The 19,134-nt window shown below is 41.7% G+C and carries 16 protein-coding genes; 9 read left to right on the top strand and 7 right to left on the bottom strand.

Annotated elements, in window-relative coordinates; all coding sequences use genetic code 11:
- Window positions 1-35 precede the first annotated feature (35 nt).
- Window positions 36-452, top strand: coding sequence for a MerR family transcriptional regulator (locus tag QNH28_RS07065; RefSeq protein ID WP_283912074.1), 417 nt, complete (start codon window positions 36-38; stop codon window positions 450-452).
- A 72-nt stretch (window positions 453-524) separates the two neighbouring features.
- On the opposite strand, the gene QNH28_RS07060 is transcribed toward QNH28_RS07065, so the two are convergent.
- Window positions 525-1,163, bottom strand: a complete 639-nt coding sequence (locus tag QNH28_RS07060; RefSeq protein ID WP_283910751.1) for a YczE/YyaS/YitT family protein — start codon at window positions 1,161-1,163, stop codon at window positions 525-527.
- A gap of 118 nt (window positions 1,164-1,281) precedes the next feature.
- Here QNH28_RS07060 and QNH28_RS07055 point away from each other — a divergent pair, with 118 nt between their 5' ends.
- Complete coding sequence (locus QNH28_RS07055; RefSeq protein ID WP_283910750.1) at window positions 1,282-1,497, top strand: hypothetical protein; 216 nt, start codon at window positions 1,282-1,284, stop codon at window positions 1,495-1,497.
- 884 nt (window positions 1,498-2,381) lie between these two features.
- Here the strand turns inward: QNH28_RS07055 and QNH28_RS07050 are convergent.
- A complete protein-coding gene (locus tag QNH28_RS07050; RefSeq protein ID WP_283910749.1) occupies window positions 2,382-3,014 on the bottom strand; it encodes a carbohydrate-binding family 9-like protein in 633 nt (210 codons plus the stop codon).
- A gap of 459 nt (window positions 3,015-3,473) precedes the next feature.
- A complete protein-coding gene (locus QNH28_RS07045; protein WP_283912073.1) occupies window positions 3,474-4,457 on the bottom strand; it encodes a Gfo/Idh/MocA family protein in 984 nt (327 codons plus the stop codon).
- A gap of 785 nt (window positions 4,458-5,242) precedes the next feature.
- Here QNH28_RS07045 and QNH28_RS07040 point away from each other — a divergent pair.
- A complete protein-coding gene (locus QNH28_RS07040) occupies window positions 5,243-5,701 on the top strand; it encodes a helix-turn-helix transcriptional regulator (RefSeq protein WP_283910748.1) in 459 nt (152 codons plus the stop codon).
- Window positions 5,702-5,741: 40 nt separating this feature from the next.
- Here the strand turns inward: QNH28_RS07040 and QNH28_RS07035 are convergent, their stop codons facing one another.
- From QNH28_RS07035 to QNH28_RS07025, 3 genes are all read right to left on the bottom strand, one after another.
- A complete protein-coding gene (locus QNH28_RS07035; protein WP_283910747.1) occupies window positions 5,742-5,879 on the bottom strand; it encodes a hypothetical protein in 138 nt (45 codons plus the stop codon).
- A gap of 298 nt (window positions 5,880-6,177) precedes the next feature.
- Window positions 6,178-6,750 carry an RNA polymerase sporulation sigma factor SigK gene (gene sigK / locus QNH28_RS07030; RefSeq protein WP_481858379.1) on the bottom strand — a complete coding sequence of 191 codons (573 nt, stop codon included), beginning with the start codon at window positions 6,748-6,750 and terminating at the stop codon, window positions 6,178-6,180.
- Between the two features lie 315 nt (window positions 6,751-7,065).
- A complete protein-coding gene (locus tag QNH28_RS07025; RefSeq protein WP_283910746.1) occupies window positions 7,066-7,284 on the bottom strand; it encodes a hypothetical protein in 219 nt (72 codons plus the stop codon).
- A 186-nt stretch (window positions 7,285-7,470) separates the two neighbouring features.
- Here QNH28_RS07025 and QNH28_RS07020 point away from each other — a divergent pair, with 186 nt between their 5' ends.
- The gene (locus tag QNH28_RS07020; RefSeq protein WP_283910745.1) at window positions 7,471-10,623 is read left to right on the top strand and encodes an amidase family protein; all 3,153 of its coding nucleotides are present in this window, start codon (window positions 7,471-7,473) and stop codon (window positions 10,621-10,623) included.
- Between the two features lie 798 nt (window positions 10,624-11,421).
- Here the strand turns inward: QNH28_RS07020 and QNH28_RS07015 are convergent.
- Window positions 11,422-12,486, bottom strand: coding sequence for a GntR family transcriptional regulator (locus QNH28_RS07015; RefSeq protein WP_076125373.1), 1,065 nt, complete (start codon window positions 12,484-12,486; stop codon window positions 11,422-11,424).
- A 263-nt stretch (window positions 12,487-12,749) separates the two neighbouring features.
- Here QNH28_RS07015 and QNH28_RS07010 point away from each other — a divergent pair, with 263 nt between their 5' ends.
- From QNH28_RS07010 to QNH28_RS06990, 5 genes are all read left to right on the top strand, one after another.
- Window positions 12,750-14,087 (top strand): ABC transporter substrate-binding protein, encoded by a 1,338-nt coding sequence (locus QNH28_RS07010; RefSeq protein WP_283910744.1) that lies wholly within the window; start codon window positions 12,750-12,752, stop codon window positions 14,085-14,087.
- Window positions 14,088-14,172: 85 nt separating this feature from the next.
- The gene (locus tag QNH28_RS07005) at window positions 14,173-15,069 is read left to right on the top strand and encodes a carbohydrate ABC transporter permease (RefSeq protein ID WP_283910743.1); all 897 of its coding nucleotides are present in this window, start codon (window positions 14,173-14,175) and stop codon (window positions 15,067-15,069) included.
- 16 nt (window positions 15,070-15,085) lie between these two features.
- Window positions 15,086-15,919 (top strand): carbohydrate ABC transporter permease, encoded by an 834-nt coding sequence (locus QNH28_RS07000; protein ID WP_042193441.1) that lies wholly within the window; start codon window positions 15,086-15,088, stop codon window positions 15,917-15,919.
- Between the two features lie 29 nt (window positions 15,920-15,948).
- Window positions 15,949-16,938 carry a glycoside hydrolase family 43 protein gene (locus QNH28_RS06995; protein ID WP_283910742.1) on the top strand — a complete coding sequence of 330 codons (990 nt, stop codon included), beginning with the start codon at window positions 15,949-15,951 and terminating at the stop codon, window positions 16,936-16,938.
- A 409-nt stretch (window positions 16,939-17,347) separates the two neighbouring features.
- Window positions 17,348-18,913, top strand: coding sequence for a histidine kinase N-terminal 7TM domain-containing diguanylate cyclase (locus tag QNH28_RS06990; protein ID WP_076219035.1), 1,566 nt, complete (start codon window positions 17,348-17,350; stop codon window positions 18,911-18,913).
- Window positions 18,914-19,134: the final 221 nt, after the last annotated feature.

The raw sequence follows: 19,134 nt of genomic DNA, 5'->3' as shown, positions 1-19,134 counted from the left end.
TCAAGCACAAATTATTTCGAGATTGGAGATAGATGATGAAGACATACTCTATAAGTGAAGTTGCAGAATCCTTTAACATGACACCACATACCCTGCGTTACTATGACAAGGAAGGTCTTTTTCCTTCTATAGAAAGAACCTCCGGCGGTAAGCGTATATTTAAACAATCCGATATGGACGCTTTAAAAGTAATTGAATGTCTAAAGTCCTCCGGGATGCCCATTAAAGAAATAAAACATTTCATTGAGTGGTGCTCTGAGGGGGATTCCACCTTACAGCAAAGATATGACATGTTCCTGGAGCGGAAGGCTTCCGTAGAAGCACAGATGGAAGAATTAAAAAAAACGATGGAAGTCATAGAACATAAATGCTTCTACTACAAGACCGCCTTGGATAGTGGTACAGAAGATGTTCATAAAAATAATGAAATAAAGAATGAATGTACTCATTAGAAATGGACCTTCAAATTACAGTAAAGGCGGGGCAGATTGATCTGCCCCGCCTTTCTTCAATTCATAAACTTTTTAATTGGTACGCCTTTTTGCCAGAAGCTTCTCCGTAAAATTCACATCAAAAAAATGAATGATGGGTCCCAGACCAAGTGCTGACACCAAAGTTCCTAAGCCTACAATGCCTCCAGCCAGGAAACAAATCAAAGCACAAAGAGCATCCGTAAACATCCGGTGCCAAAAATAAGATATTTTAGGGAAGTTCTCTCTCATAATCAGGGACAAGCTGTCGTATGGAGCTACTCCCACCTTCGATGTCTGATACAGGGATACCCCAAAACTGCATACCACCACGCCAATCGCTACGATAACCACTCGCTGCCATAACAACTGAGGTTCGCCGAACAGAGATAGCCAATTACTATGAAAGAAAGTAGCAATATATCCTAAAAGAATCGCGTTTACGAAAGTCCCGGCTCCAATAAACTTTCGTCCTGTTATGTATTCGATTACAAACAACACCAGGTTCAGTAAGATCAGAAAATTTGCATATGTCATACCAATGCACTCTGCAAGTGCCATTACCATGCCGCTGAAGGGATCATTTCCCATACCGGACAGCTTAAAAATACTAATTCCCATGCCCAGAAATACATTGCCGATAATCATAATAAGCAATCGTTTTTTATCGACGTTATGAATATATCCCCTCATATTGTCCATCCTATTTTCATATTAAAAATGCAACTTACAATAACGACGTCATTATATCATATTTTCTTGATTTGGATTGGAAAGAAATACAAAGACTACACAGAAAGGAGACGATCAAATGAAGGACGACAAAAATGCTCCGCTTGACGGACGTGGCCCGGGTGTTGATCCCATAACCGAACCCGATTCAAGCCTGCCTAGCGATATGGGAGCAACAGGTAAGCTGGAAGAAATCGTGGGTGCTTTGCAGGGCGACGAACCAGAGGTCACAGCTCCCGGCATTTCTCCTGATAAACAAAAAAAATACAGAAACAGCGGAATGAACATTATTTGAAGGGAACACAGCTTATTATTGCTTATTCCAGGAAAGAGCCTGTCCGATAATATTACAGCTAATGAGGTTACAGATAATGAGGTATCCCGTTTTTTAATAGTTGTAGGATTCGGGATACTTTGTTGTCTAATCAACTTTCCTAAAAAAGCAACTTATCCGCAGGCAAGTCGCCTTTTAATACTTTAATGTTAACAGATCTACTTTATGACTTTAAGCTCATCGATTCGCCTCAACAACAAGGATAGAAAACTTACTTACTATCTTACAACATTATCAAGTCCAACTCTTCTTGTGACAACAGTTCAAACACCATGACTGTCCAACTTCTTTTGGGACAATATCATCATTATCAAAATTGTAAAAACCTAATGACTCTAAATGCTTATACTACTTGTTCACATATGATTTCCTAATATCCACAATCTGTACCACACCACCATGACCATTGTATAAGTAATAGTAATCTTTATTGGCCGTCTTGTCCTTTTCACGAATACTCGATCTCCGAGCACAAACGCGGATTGTTGGATGATACTGTTGCCACTCAGCTTGTCTTCAGTCAGAACCTCGGCGTTATAAGTTTGTATCTTGAAACTCTACTGGACTGCTCAAACTTTGCTCCATCGTCAAGCGATTACCACGCACATCATAGGAGAACTTGTCCAGATAATTATGATTTCCTCTATAAAAAATATCTGGACTAGTGTCCCAAGAAAATAATCGAACATTACAAAATTCCTGTTATTGCCGACATCCTAAGCCTATGTATAAGTTGACATAATATCAATCTTTTTCTATTTGACTAATTTCCCTAAAAACGATAAAAAACCTCCAACCCCGTATTTGCGGCTTCGGAAGTTATTCATTGACGTTGCATTTCGCAGTTACTCTAAGTACAGAATCCCAAAATCACAGCTTCTATGAAATTCTGGTTTGTTCGAATGAACTTTGCTCCATGTTCCAAAGTGCGGATAGGTCGTATCGTCGCCGCACTTGTAAAAGTTTCCTCTTATCCTTTTTCCCGGTACTGCCCGAAAATCCGAAAAATAAGATTGTACCCAAGCCCATGAGATCGAAAAGCTTAATTCCCAATACACTTCTCCTTTATCATTGATTTGATCTGTGGTGCATACGACGTGGAAAAGTGCCGGATTGATAGTGATTGGGAAGCGATCATACCGATCCGCTCCTATCTGCAAGAGAATTGCGCCATTCGCATTAAATTCGAAATTCATATAACGCTGGTCCGAATCCGGAGTAGGCTGAAAAAAGAACTCGATGCAGCTATCCTTATACACGGGATCATTCATGTTTCTATATGTTCGTATTGGATTCTTTTCGTAAACCTTAAACTGAAGCTTCAGATCCTCCTGACTGTAATTTAACCTTGCTGTAACGACCGGGTTATACCCTTTAAGCCATTGATACTGCTTGATGATCTGGATTTCTTCTGTATTTGAAACATCTTTCTGATTTGTCAGGCGGGAAATTACTAAGGTTTCCAATTTTCTTTCCATGGTTCATTCCCTTCTGTTCGAAATCCCACTGGGATTAACACAGCAAAACAACCCCATTAATTAACTTAATTATTTAGACCCGCGATTACCCGGTTTTCCAATACGCAGTCTCGATCCCTGAGATTTCGCACGGCCGTCTGCCGTTACCTGTATTGGCGGATGAAGGAGACCGCCCGCTCTATATCCCTCTCGGGCGCATCCTCCCCGTATCCGCTCTCCTGCAAGGCGGCCCTTCCTCTCGCCCAACGGAACCTCCTGGAATATGGCTCCGGAGCTTACAAGCTCTGCAATCCGTTGATGATCCAGCGGCTGGCACCCGACGGCACCGTATACATCCCTCGGCTCGAGCAGCTGATGTCGGATGCTGTCCCTCACATGGATGTGGACGATATAGTCCTTCAGCAGGTGTATACCATACACCGGGTCATCCCCTGTTACCATCACCATGTTGGTCCACCCTTATTTCGCGCAAGGTAACGTAATTCCTTCATGGATCGCCCGGTCGGCCAGGAGAGCGATTTCCATCGCCCGGCATGCATCCTCCATTGTCGGTATAGCGGGCAAGTTGTTCTCCAGCATGGACAGGAAATAGTCCAGTTGGGCACCCGTAGGCTTCACGGAGAAGTCCATATTGATCATCCGGACCGTTCCTTTCCGGTAGTCTTCGACCTCGACCAGATTTCCCAGATGCTGATCCTCTCGCGGTCGATCGTTCTTGTAGATGATACGGATCCGGCCTGCCGGTCCGATGAATTCCTTCCGGTTATCAGTCGGAAGCCCCTTACCCCACCCCGTCTCAAAGTAGCCGATGGAGCCGTCCGACAGACGGAGGGTCATGAGTCCGTAATTGTAAGTGTACGGTGGGACTTCTTCATAGAGACGCTGCCCGATCCCGTTGACGCTTACCACGTCCGCCCCTGTAGCCCAACGCATCACATCGATATAATGAACGCCGCAATCCACGATCGGCGAGACGTCCCGGAGCAGGGACAATTGGGAAGCCCAGTTTTTGGAGGGCTTCAATTGGGATAACCGGATGACCAAGGGGAAGCCGATAGCGCCCTCCCGGATCATCTTCATAACCGCCTGGTACGTGGTGTTATGGCGAAGGATGTGACCGATCAGGACCTTGGTTTTGGCTCCACGGGCCAGCTTCATGAATTCCTGCGTTTCCCGTACATTGCCCGCCATCGGCTTCTCGCATAGGATATGCTTCCCTGCAGCGAGACAATCTTTTGCGATCTCCAGATGGGAGGACGGGTACGTGGCGATAATGACCAGATCCACATCGTCACGCTCGATCAAGGCCCGGTAATCCGTGCTCCAACACTCGGCTCCGTATTGGCCTGCCACTAAGGAGGCCCTGTCCCGGTTCCAATCCACCACGCCGATCAACCGGACCCGCTCCTGTCGTGATATCGCGTCCAAGTGGAGAGAGCCCATATAACCGCAGCCTATCACGACCGCCCCGTACCTTTTCATGATGCATCCATCCTATCCTTCTCACTCGCGGAGGTTATTTTATGTTAACCCAAGCTCCTTGTTGGGAGAAACCGAAGTCTCCCTACAGCGTCTAGTCTTCTCGGGCATTGATGACTTACCATTCTTCATGCATATCCTTCTCTTACATTTGTATTATACCGGATTACTACAGAATAACTTTTATTTAGTTAAGATACCTTGTTACCTTTATTATATAAGAATGATGGATAGTTTTATTTAGCTAAGAAAGTTACTTTTTGCACGATTCCGTTATTCCGTCTAATTCTATGTAAGGGAGCTATCCCGCTATGAACCCCCCCTCTCCAACACCGGTCCGCAAGCGAATCCCCTTCCAGGAGTGGACTCCCTCCATCCATTACGCGCAGCTCCAGAGGGTCGCACCTCGCTTGTTCCCGAGAAAGAGGCTGTACAATTTCGAGCTGCTCTATGTGTGGCCAATTGTCCGTTGCGATGGAGGAGCGAACCTACACGGTGTTACCCGGGTAGTTTATCGTTCTGCCTTCCGGCGTCTACCACTGGAATGCAACGGAGGCTGATCCGACCCCCAAACTGATCGGGATCCATTTTGACTTCTTCGGGGAATTGAACATCAACAGGGAAGAGGATATGGTGATTCTGGAGGAGGGGGTAATGGAAGGAAAAATTGCGGTGGAGGCAGTGGAAGAGAGCTGTTCCCCGTTGTTGGAGGAGCCGGTATATCACCCTTCCCACGATTGCGTGCAATCATGGAGAAGCTGGTCCACGAGTTTACGATGCGTCCGCTGGGCTACCAGCTGGTATGTAGGGGGCTAATGCTGAACATTCTAGCTTCCCTCATTCGTTCCCAGATGTCCCGGCGAATCACAGGCGCTTCGGTCCATGGCCAGAAGGTGAAGGAGATCATGCAGGACATAGAGGAGACTCCGGCTGCAACGTGGAGCAATGTCATTCTTGCGAAACGTCTCGGAATGAACGTGGACTACGCCTCCAAGCTCTTCCGCCAGATTGTAGGGATTCCACCTGGAGAATATGTGCGCTCCGTCCGGCACCGGGAGGCCCGCAAGCTGTTGCAGGAGACCGATTGGCCAATCGAACGGATCGGAGAACTCGTCGGTTACCCGGACATCCACTACTTCAGCCGGGTGTTTACCGCCGCTGAGAGAATCTCTCCACGAGGTTACCGGAAGTTGTCGCGAGTTCTGTAACCTGACGATTCAGGTAACTAGTTCTTATCGTTCGATAATTTTAATCCAAATGGTCAGGATTTTTGAAAAATACATCTCTTCCGCTATAACGATTCTTTTGCTTCCGTGTTACAAGTACACCATTTACATACACTTTCTCAGGCATCGTATTTTTTCCCGCTTCATTAATGATTTCCAATTGAATTCGAGAAGATTAGGATCTACAGCAGCCTCGACATTATAGATGATCAGCGAAAAAATGTAGTTATTCAGCAATTTTTCACGGTGAATTGCAGTAGGTAGAAGCGCAGAACTTAAAATCTTGAGGTACGTGAGTACCGTACGGGTTCGACCCCCGCCCTCAGCAGCTAAAAAGATAAATATGTTTTTTTATGTTCATTTAGCCCAACTACTTGAATTAACAAAAAAGCAACTCCCTTGTTGGCAAGTCGCTTTTAAAACACTCTATAGTGAATCTTTAGTTATTATCTTAGATCCTACCGCTTCACCTTATAAAACTCATGATACAGCTTCATTAGCGCCCTTTTCTCAATCCGCGAAACATAACTCCGCGAGATCCCCAACTCCTTCGCAATCTCCCGCTGCGTCCTCTCTTCTCCACCTGTATCAAGTCCAAACCGTCCAACGACAACTTCTTTTTCCCGGTCATCCAGAATATCAAGGTTTCGATATATCTTGCTCTTCTCAATCTTCAAATCGACTTCTTTAATGACATCATCAGCCTCGGAACCAAGGATATCGATGAGTGTAATTTCATTCCCTTCCTTGTCTGTCCCAATCGGATCGTGCAGAGATACGTCTTTCCGTGTTTTCTCCAAAGATCTAAGGTGCATCAGGATTTCATTTTCAATACAACGGGCAGCAAAAGTAGCTAGCTTTATCCCTTTGTTCGGACGGTAGCTCTCAATGGCTTTGATCAGGCCGATCGTGCCTATGGAGATCAGATCCTCCATGTCTTCCCCAGTATTATCGAATTTCTTGAGGTTATGGACACGATGTGATGTCAAAAAAAATAAACCAATTACAGCTTTACTATTATCAATAACAATTAATTGATCAATCAACTCTAAGTGAGATTATTCATACTTGTTAAATTGCGTCTAACAATATCCTCGGTTTCAATATGATAGCCACCGTTTTTCACACGTAGAGCAATACATTCAATATTTAGCCGAACATCTGCTAGTCCCACATAAAACACAATAATTTCAAAGCCTTATTCCTTTGCATCCCTCATCTGCCTTATAACGTTACCACCCGCTAAAGTGGTTTCCACAATGAAATCCCACTTATTCCAGATATACTACCTGGCTATTCTTATGGCTTCTTTCCCAGCAGATACTTTACTCTTTTCAGGATGCCCATTATTGATCTTGCGGGCTAGATGCATCTGGAATCATCAGTGATTCTGCTTTATGCCATTCTCCCATATAGAAATCTTCCACTTTCATGAAATGAAAAACATAATATTCTCCGTTAATTATTAGCTGTTCCTCTTCTTTTTGATTTCGTGAAATTAAAGGTTTTTGATGATGCAGCCGGATGATGATACTCAATATCTTACGGCCTTTAAAACCTACCATATAACGTTATCTATTTAAAATAATAGTTTACATATACATTACACTAATAATTAAAAAAGCCTTTTTTTCCTTTTTTTAAACTCAAAGTATATTAAATTGATAATATTTATTGACTGAAACAAATACTAGTGTTATATTTCCTAACATTAAATAATAAAATACATAAAGGAAAAGGAGATTACGCACATGAATAAGTTCAAACGTCTACGTGAAACTAAAAGAGATCATTCTGGTTCCACCCGATCTGAATATTCACCAGCAAAGAAAAATTGGAGTAAAAAGCAATTTATAGCTACTTCAATTGTGTTATCTGTTATTGCTACGAGTGTAATTCCGTTCCAAACAGCTGACGCTCTAACTAGAGTTACTTCAGAAAGTGGCACAGTATGGGAGATTCACGATGTTTTTGCTCCTAGCTTAGACACAGGAAGTTTACGTACAGTTGGTGCTACACAAGTACAAGGTTTCGGCAATATCTTTGTTAAAGTGTCCTCGCCTTCAGCTCCGCTGATGAATGGTCAAATGATGCGTGGGTTTGACTTGAAATACGATGGCGTTAATAAGTTTACTTCGGCTCAATCTGTAAATCTAGGAAATGTAACTGTAACACGTGAGGTGTATGTGGATACTATTCATAATCGAACGAGATTCTTTGATACATTCACTAATAAAAATGATGTCGCTATAAAAGTTGATGTATCATTCGGTGGCTCTTTAGGATATGGTACAACAACAAATGCTTCAGTAGTTAAGGCAACCTACTCAGGCGATCTAAAGGTAACTACAGATGATTCATGGATTGTTGTAGATAGCAGTGCCAGAAACAATAAGCCGCTAGGCGTTGCAGTGGGATCTCCAAAACCGTTTGATAATGGATTAACAGGTCTAGGGAATCAGCAACAGGATCCATTCACAGTACCCTTAGCTGAGTATGGAAATGAAGCGAATTTCTATGGTTTCATTAATTCACTAAATATTGGACCGGGCGAATCGAAGTCCCTAGTAAATTATGTACAAGTTGGAGAAGCTGGTGAAGAAGGGTTGAAAAATCTGGTTGCTATGCTAGATGGACTTAATAGTCTGCTGGATGTAACAGGATTAACAAACGCACAAATTCGTTCAATTAGCAACTGGGATATATCTGCTTTAGAGGGACTTGATACTGGAGATCATCTGGATATTCCAAATGCTCCTGCGGCCAAAGAATTAATAACTTCATCGCCGTATGATGTTAAGAATAAATCAATTGCAGAAATACAGATGGATATGATTAATGGTAAAACTACTTCTGTACAAATTACTCAAGCCTATTTAGATAGAATTAAGGTATACGATGAGGGACAATTGGGATTCCATTCATTCCTGCATGTATCTGAAACTGCGCTTAACCAAGCAAAAGCTGCTGACGATGCCCGTGCACAAGGTGTAAAAGGTGATTTATTGGGTATTCCAATTGCGATAAAAGATATTTATGACACAAAGGATATGCCTACTACAGGTGGCAGTAAAGCTCTTGAAGGCTGGCAGCCTGATTCCGATGCATTCCAAGTGAAAAAGCTGCGGGAAGCTGGAGCTGTAATTATCGGTAAAGTAAATACTTCTGAGTTTGCTAACAGCGGAAGCTTTAGTGAGAGCGGCTGGCAGCAAACATGGAATGCACTCTATCCATCAAAAACATCTTTTGGCTCAAGCGGCGGGTCTGCAGTATCTGTTGCAGCTGATTTTGCAGCAGCAGCAATGGGATCGCAAACAGGGGTATCTCTCTATGCACCAACTACAGGCGCTAGCTTAAAAAGCTTCCGGGGTACAGACGGTATGGCAAGTACTACAGGAGTACTTCCACTCACTTGGGGACAAGATTATGCAGGTCCCATTGCTAAAACAGTAACTGACCTAGCCATTATATTGAATACTACAACGGGTACGGACCCACAAGATATTTTCACAGTCACTGCTGATGCAGATCATAAGCGTCCAGTGGATTGGAAGGAATCTCTGGATGCTAATGCATTGAAAGGAAAGAAAATTGGATATATTCCCGCTTCCTTTGTATCTGCATATGCTGATGATGATACTGGACGGGCAGTGATGGATAAGTTCTCAGAGCTTCAAGCAGCGGGGGCGACAATGGTTGAAATGTCAGCTGTACCATCAGGCCCTAGTCGTCCTTCAGGTATTAATGGATCTACTGAAGGTTGGGCACGTTATATTGAGCTTCATAAGGACTTCCCTTATATTGATGGAGCAAGTGTACTAGCTTCAGATAAGGTGCTTATCTATAATCAAAGAGGATATAGCACTCCAACTCGTATGACTGAACAAGCTGTACAAGATTACATTACGTATAGAACCGACTATAAGGAAGTTATTAAAAACTGGATGGACGCGAATGACGTTGATGCTGTTGTTTATGCAGGTTTTATTAGTGACGTATATAACAATGACGCATCAGCTTCTCAATTAAGTTCTGACCGTAACACGGGCGTATTAACCTCTAATGTGGGTCTCCCTACGGTAGTTGTTCCTGTAGGAACGAATGACAGCGGATATTCTATTTCTATGCAACTGGTTGGTAGAGCATGGGACGATGCAAAAATTTTAGGCATGGGCTACGCTCTTGAGCAACAAAGTCAAGCTAGACTACTTACAACATTTGCTCCAGCACTTCAATATGTTTCAAACTCTACTAATCCTAATCCAAACACAGATAATGGACCAACCCATCCAAATACTGGAGGAGGTACACCTCCAGCAGTAACAACGCCTATAGAAACAACGGCACCTGCAGAAACAATAACACCAGCAGATAAGCCGAAAGTTGTTAGTTTTGTAGATACAATGAATCATTGGGCAAAAGCAAGCATTGACGCACTAATTGCTAAGGGATTATTAACCGGTTATTCCGATGGAACATTCCGTCCAAATTCAGGTTTGACTCGTGCCGAAGCAATTAAAGTAATTGCAACTTACATGAGACTTGAAGGACAAGAAAGTAACTTTATAGATGTATCTCCAACTCATTGGGCGAATAAGTTTATTGGTGCAGCTGCTGGATCAGGCTTGATGAACGGATATAGTGACGGAAGATTCCGTCCAGATGAGAAGATTAGTCGTGGTGAATTAGCCGCACTAATCACTCGAGCTTTTAAGCTAACAGGTACTGGAAACACATCATTCAAAGATGTTACAAGAAATGCATGGTATTATGATTCCATTGATGCACTCGCATCCAATAATATTATTACAGGATACGCAGACAGTACATTTAAGCCTGAAAAAGATATTACTAGAGCAGAGTTTGCAGCAATTGTTTCCAGATTACTAGGAACTATTAATTAAAAGAAATTCAATTAAAAATGACAGAGTACTCGAGTAACCGCGTTTACAGGAAGGGCCATCCCGAAAGGGATGGCCTTATAACTTGCCGTTACAGATAGTGCGATGAACCGTACCACAAGTAGAACGAAAAGACTTTTTTTCGGATTATGGAAAGACGGTCTCGTTTATAGCAGAAGTTCCCTCTGTAAGTCGTTTGTTCCTAGCGGGACTATCACTTTTTATGGCGGAAAAGTAGAGTTAGGGACTGTATGCTAGGGGACTAGGGGACTAGCGGTCTATGAGGCGTCAGATCTTACGGTTGGTAATCACACTATTACTGCAAGCTACAGCGGCGATAATCACTATAAAGATTCTACAAATAGTTGGCTACAAAACGTGAATAAAATATGGTCTCAAATCAGTATGAATATCTTACAATCTACTATGGTAAGGGCTCGGTCGATGTACAAGTCGGTACACTCGGCATGTCATCCCTACTCGATCTTACTCCATCCAGCGCCTAGAAAATTATTTGCTCATATAAACATTTTCATATTTATTTCCTCATTGAGTTCCTGGAGACATTTGAATATTCCTTCATGATCATCATGCTCTGAGATTCCTTGACACTCACTCCCCGACCCGAAGATCGGTTTCATCCGTATGAATCAGCGGTTTTCGTAACAAAGTGGAGCGAATCTCCCGTTCGGGCCGCTAGCACCTTTATGATATATTGTTATACTCTATGCGCTGGAACGCAGAAGAAGACAACTTCTACTGAAGGTGCTCCTAGAGTGTCGATAAAGTCCAATGAAATAGTTAGGGGAAGATGAGCTGCACGGGAATGACGGCATTCTTAGGTGAATATATATTCTCTATTTGTTCAAGTAACAGCTTTACGGCTGTACGTGCCATTTCCTGTTCATCCTGCTGTACATAAGCTACGAATGAAAGATGTGGATTATCGAAAGATAGCAAATCGATATTTGAGTGATTGTTGAGACGGCTGATAGCGGCCGATGTAAGGCGTGCGGTTTCTTCGGTTAAGGAGAAAGCTGCCGAAATTCCACTATGCCCCTGCAAGAAGTCGCTTACATAGTCCAATGCTTGCTTACCGCGTAGAATGTCGAGAGGGATGTGACACCACAAGCTCTTGTCGATTGATATACCTCGATCTGTGTACGCCTTCTCGAAGCCGAGCGTGCGATCCTCGATGGCTGTATTGGCATTCTCAGGTGAGATGAGCGCAATCTGATGATGACCCTTGGATAGCAAATGAGAGACAGCCTTATACGCACCGCCGTAATTGTCTGATGTAATCGTGTATGTCTCAATGTTGCGCAGGTAGCGGTCGATGAACACACATGGGAATTTATCGAGCGACAGACGCAGTAGTGATTCGTTGTACTTCTCATCTTCTGTTGGAAAAACGATCAGTCCCTTCACACCGAGCCCCGTTAGTGTACGAATGGCGTTCGATTCGATAGAGGAGGACTCTCGCGTGATGCTTAGTACCATGCTGAGGCCAGCTTCAGACAGGAATTGTTCCGTGTAGTCGACGAGCTTCTGAATGACACGGGTTACCATCGTCGGAATAATGAAGCCGATGAGCGGCAAGGACGACGCGCTGTGTGGAGATAATGGAGAATCAATGCTAGAAACATCAAGACTAGAAGAGACGAATGTGCCTTTGCCTTGTACGCGTATAATTAATCCTTCATCAGCTAGCTGGGTTAAGGCGTTTTTGACGGTTATTTTACTTACTTTGAATTCGTCCATTAATTCTTGTTCAGAAGGGACGCGGTCCGTTGGCCGAAGCTGCCCAGATTTAATTTTCTGTACAATATCTTCTTGAATTTGCTTGTAGAGCACCAGCTTTTTCAAATAAGTACATCTCCCTTAAAATTTAATGATTTTTATAATCAATTGGTTATATAAAATATATTACGTATATATTATAATGCAATTTATAAAGCGCTTACAATACAGAATTAGGAAATTTATTACGAAGGGGTCTTTTCATTGAAAGGTTAGAATCATGTTAAGAAGGTTGGTAACGAGACGTATTGAAACCGCTTAAATTAACAGAAGTGACCAGTCACCCAGCATCTCAAATGAGTAACAAAAAAAGAGAGGATGACGAACAAATGAAAAAACGCATTACATTAATCTCCATCGTTACAATCCTTATGATGTCACTAGTTTTGTCGGCATGTAGTAAGTCTTCTAGTTCATCAACGGAAACACAGCAGTTAGGCGCTGATGCCGGTGAGAATGCAACAGAAATGTCATTTTGGACATTCGTAGATTTGCATGGCAAGCATTTGGATAAAATGCTGGGGTTATGGAACCAACAGAATCCAGACAAACAGATTAAGTTGAATGTAACGGTTATGCCTTACGATGATATGCACAACAAGCTCTTATTGGCAGTTACAAGCGGAAAAGGTGCTCCTGATATTGCGGATATCGAGCTTGGTCAATTCCCTAAATTCTTGGACGGGGACAACGTTCCACTGGAATCTTTGAATGATGTATTTGCACCATACAAAGACGTTGTCGTTCCTTCACGTGTCGATATTTACACCAAAGCTGACCAGGTTTATGGCTTTGATTATCATGTAGGTGCTACGCTTGCTTTCTACAACACGGAAATTCTCGAACAAGCAGGTGTTGACTACAAGACAATCAAAACTTGGGAAGATTACAAACAAGCAGGTATCAAGGTTTATGAAAAGACTGGTAAGTACTTAGGTACTGCTGATACATCCGCTACGTGGCAAGCCTCGCTGTTACTTGCTCAGCAAAACGCTGATTTTACAGATGAAAATGGCAATCCAAAAGTTAACTCACCTGAGATGATTAAAGCGTTTGAAATGTTAGTCGACCTGCAGAAGAATAATGTTATTCATACGATCCCAGGCGGACAACCCGACACAGAAGAAGCAAAAGGCGAATACAACAAAGGCAACTACGCAAGCGCATTGATGCCTGAGTGGTACATGTCCCGCTTTGTAAACGAAATGAAGGACCTTAAAGGTAAGTATGCAATTGCTCCATTGCCTGTATTCGAAGAAGGTAATCCTCGTTCCGTTGGCTTAGGCGGTACTGGCACAGTTGTTACTAAGACTGGTAAAGACGTTCAGTTGGCAAAAGAGTTTGTAGCTTTTGCTAAGCTTTCGAAAGAAGCTACTACTGAAATCTGGAATACACTTGGATTTGACCCAATCAATATGGAAGTATGGAAAGATGAGGCTGTAACGAAAAACCCTGATAACGAATACGTCCAGTATTTTAAAACAAATGCATTTGATACTTTGAATGAAATTAAAGACGAAATTCGGGCTATCAAATCCGTAAAAGCTTCACCGACGATCGGCAATGTGCTCAATACGGTTACTCTGAATGCGATCTTTGAAGATGGCCAAGACGTGAAGGAAGCTCTCGATGAAGCACAGGCAGCAATTGAACAAGAATTGAAATAAACATAATAAGTAAATGGTTATGATTAAGCCTGTCGGCAAGAATGGTGCTCGGCAGGTTTAGTCATAGTCAAGGGAGAGTGGGATTATGATAAAGAAATTTGTATACTCTCAAAAGGTTGCACCTTATGTTTTTGTGTTGCCATTCATAATCATATTCTTGATATTCTGGTCTTATCCACTTGTAAATTCATTCGTGATGAGTTTTCAAGATAGGATGTTGGGACAGGATCCAAAATGGGTTGGTGAAGCGAATTATTCGAAGTTATTCACAGATAAAGTGTTTTTGACGGCTATTAAAAATAGCGTTGTATACATGCTAGGAACCTTAGTGCTGTTAATCCCTTTCCCAATGTTATTCGCCGTTATGATAAACAGTAAGTTAATGCTGGGGAGGGAGTTTTTTAAATCTTCGTTCTTTCTTCCTGCATTGACATCTGTCGCAGTGGCGGGTACTATTTTTCGCCTAACATTCGGCGAAATGGATGGTTCATTAATGAACAGTTTTATAGGTCTATTTGGTGTAGAGCCTACTAAATTCTTGAAAGATGCAGAATGGAGTATGGCTGCACTATTAATTCTTGCATGTTGGCGATGGACAGGTGTTAATATGCTGTACTATCTATCTGGTTTGAAAAACATTGACAATGATTATTATGAGGCTGCTTCAATTGACGGGGCATCTGCTTGGCAGAAGTTCAGATCGATTACAATGCCATTATTGAAGCCGACCACGATATATGTTACGACAATTAGTGTTTATGCAGGTTTGGCAATGTTTACCGAGAGCTTAATGATGTTTAACGGTAACAATTCACCGAAAAATATTGGCCTAACTATAGTTGGATATTTGTATAGACAAGGAATTGAGAAGAATAAGCTCGGTTACGCTGCAGCAGTTGGTATCGTTCTATTAGTCATTGCTATGATTATCAATTTAACGCAGTTGAAATTTAGTGGAATGTTCAAAAAGGAGGAGGATTAAAATGGACACTAGTCAGATGAAGAACAACTTAATTGCTAGAATAGTCATAATTAGTACCTTTATTATACTATTCGTTATAATTATGGTTCCATTCTATGCAGTGGCCCTCTCTTCCTTTAAACCAGGTGAAGCTTTAATAAGATATGGTCTTAACTTAAGTTTGAATTTTGAAATAATGAGTTTTGATAATTTTATCTATTTATTTACTGGACAACATGATTATTTTGTATGGTTTTGGAACAGTATGACGTTAACAATCATTCAGGTTGCTTTAACACTGTTTGTAAGCGCTTTTGTTGCATATGGTTTTGCAGCGTATGATTTCAAAGGTAAGAACTTCCTCTTTATATGTGTGTTGCTCATTATGATGGTGCCATTTGAAATATTGCTGGTTCCTTTGTACAGCTTAATAAATGATTTGCAAATGGTGAATAGCTATTCGGCAATCATTCTGCCGGGTATAGCTAATGCCGGGACGATATTCTTCTTTAGGCAATATCTCAGAAGCATACCAAAAGAAATTATTCAATCTGGGCGAGTTGATGGAGCAAACGAATATGCGATATATTTCAGAGTGATTATGCCGATTATGAAGCCTTCCTTTGCGGCAATGGCCATTCTGAATGGTATGAATAGCTGGAATAATCTATTGTGGCCATTCATGGTGTTGGGAGATCAAAATAAATATACACTGCCAATCGGTTTAAAAACATTGTTAACTCCTTATGGGAATAACTATGACCTTCTGATCGTGGGCTCCTTCTTCTCCATCATTCCAATCTTCATATTGTTTATCGCTTTCCAGAAATATTTCATTGATGGTATGACTGCGGGTGCTGTTAAAGGTTAGTATCTATTACTTATGAAATAGGTGATAAGATGGGAGTCCAACAAGAGGAGTTACGCGTCATTAAACCATTGATCGAGCAACGAGCTGATCCTTTTATATGCCGACATTCAGATGGTTATTATTATTTCGTGGCCTCGGTTCCAGAGTATAATCGGATTGAGATCCGTAGGGCACAGGACCTTGAAGGGCTTATTACATCAGCTCCTGTAGTGATCTGGAGAAAGAGAGAGACTGGCATTCTTAGTGCCAATATTTGGGCGCCAGAGCTGCATTTTATTGATGGAAAATGGTACGTATATTTCGCTGCCGCGCATACGTCGGAAACGACAGAAGGCTTGTTCGACCATCGGATGTATGTACTGGAGAATGAAAATGCAAATCCGCTCGAAGGCAGCTGGACGGAAAGAGGACAGGTTCGTACCGCGTGGGAAAGCTTCTCCCTCGATGCCACTACCTTTGAGCACAATGGTAGCCTCTATTACGTATGGGCACAAAAGGATCCGGAAATCGAAGGCAACTCTAATCTCTACATATCTAAAATGAGCAATCCGTGGACGTTGATTGGGGCGCAAACGATGATTACGATGCCCGAATATGACTGGGAGATCATCGGGTATAAAGTGAACGAAGGCGCGGCATTTGTTCGCAAAGATAATCGGGTATTCCTCACTTACTCTGCTAGCGCTACTGATTTCAATTATTGCATGGGCTTGCTTGAAGCCGATGCGGACTCGGATTTGCTCGATGCTGCCTCATGGCGCAAGTCGAAAGTACCGGTTCTCACGACTGATGAGAGCATCTCGATGTATGGTCCTGGTCATAATAGTTTCACGGTGTCAGAGACTGGCGAGAAGACGCTGTTTGTGTTCCACGCAAGAACGTATAAGCATATTGTAGGAGATCCGCTATACGATCCGAATCGCCATACATTTGTAGCGGAGCTGTTGTGGACGGATGACGGCAGACCTGATTTTCGCGGCTCTGTTGCGGCACTTGCACGTTCTGTACAATACGAATAGATCTGCAAGCGCCTTACAAAATTCTAAATGGATTTAGTTGACTTATGTCGTACATGGGGAAGCCTTTATAATTAGAAATAAAAACAAGTACCCATCCAATCGATGGGTACTTGTTTGCAATGCAATGGAAGTGATGAATTACGTAATGTTGTACTAACTATTTGGTGATCGGTATAGACGAAATAGTAATCATAGCATTACTGATTGGCTAAATGTGTTGCTACTGTCATGAGTGTCATGCTAAGTTAAAAACAATCTATTTCATGAAGCAATAATCAATACGATGTGGGTAGTACAGACATAATAGTGATGTGGACGGAATCCTGTAAATGGTTCAAGGAACAAATCAACATCTTATATTAATCCTGTTAACGTAAATATATGTATTGTATGAAAGTGGGTATACCTATTGGATTCGAAGCTAGCAGCATATATAACATTAGTTTGTACTTCGGCTGTTCTGAATTTGTCTATACTTGTCTTTACTTATTGGAGGAGACATTATTATACAAATATCGCTAATTTGTTCATGTGGAATACATTAACTTCAATGATTTATTGCTTTGGTTATGCCTTTAGCTTAACATCGACTTCGTTAGAACAGCTTAGATTTTGGAATATTGTACAGTATGCAGGGATGCCATTTTTCCCTCCGTTAGGATTAATGTTTGTCATGCAATATTTGGGTTATAAAATAACGAGAAAAAGAATAATCGCGCTACTTACAATGCCTTGTATTACTTTTCTCATCAATGTAACTAATGAATCCCATCATTTTTACTATAGAATATATGATATCCATTCGGTGCTTGGGGCTCCATATAGTGAGATTGAGTATGGGGCATGGTTTGCCGTACATAATATTTACATTTTCTGTTGTATGTTAGCTGCGCTCTTATTGCTGCTTTCACGCTGGAAGGAAACCGTTAGTGTATATCGATCTCAATTATTTGCCCTCATCTGCGGTCAATTGCTTCCAATAATGACTGCATTTTTATTATTCATAGGAGTGACACCCGATGGTATCGATCCTGTACCCATGGTTATTTGGTTTTCTTCTGTTTTGTACCTTTGGTCTATTACCTCCTCTCGAATGTTATCAATAATGCCAATTGCGAAGGAAACGATCTTTAATAGTATGAACGATGGTGTCATTGTACTTAATGATACCTATCAATTAATCGAATATAATCAAGCTTGTAAAAGTATGTTTAGTGAATTGGATCGATCAACGTTAGGGCAGCCATTTGATCAAGTTTGGTATATGCTAACGGATCAATCATTCCCTGTTCAATTAGATACGATCTCAGATAAATTGAATGTTACGATTCATCAAGGTAATTATATATATCAGCTACGTATTTCTATGCTTCAACAATCTAATAATAACTCTGGCTTACTAATTATATTTACGGATATAACAGAGCTACATACATTACAACAAAAGTTAGAGCATCAAGCCTATTATGATGATCTTACACAAATATACAATCGTCGTGCCTTTTTCCAGAAAAGTGAGCAAAGCTTAATGAAAGCAAAGGGTGAATTATCATCCTTTGTGATTATTCTATTTGATATTGATTTTTTCAAAAAAGTGAACGACACTTATGGGCATCAAACCGGAGATCAAATGCTAGTACATGTGGCTCAAATATGTAAGGCTGAGATGGGAGAACATATACTATTTGCTAGATATGGTGGTGAAGAATTTGTACTCGCTTTACCTGGTTATACACTAGCGGAAGGGGAAAACTTCGCTAATTACCTTAGATTTTGCATTGAACAGAAGCCTCTAGTTGAAAATGAAAAATTGGTAACGATTACCTCTAGTTTTGGGGTATCCGTAACGACAGGAGCTGTGGAGGAAACAATCCATCAACTTCTTCATAAAGCTGATGAAGCACTTTATGCTGCCAAAAGAGCTGGTCGAAATCAAGTGCGGGTTTTTAATGAAAAGTACGAATATGTGGAATAGTACAGCAAATTAAAATAGAGGCGTACATCGGAGCCGTGCTTAGTTTAGTAACTTGGTGGATTGAGAGCAAAATGCCTATCAATCAAGAAGAAATATACTTATGAGTGACTGTTTCAACAGGATATAACAGTCAGTTATTCTGATATTGAAGGATCATATGCTAGTGATGCTATTAGGCAATTTACAGAAAGAGGAATTGTAAACGGTATAGGTATGAGAAT

It is taken from the genome of Paenibacillus sp. G2S3, assembly GCF_030123105.1.
Lineage (GTDB): Bacteria > Bacillota > Bacilli > Paenibacillales > Paenibacillaceae > Paenibacillus_AQ.
This window is presented reverse-complemented; position numbering and strand designations above follow the sequence as displayed.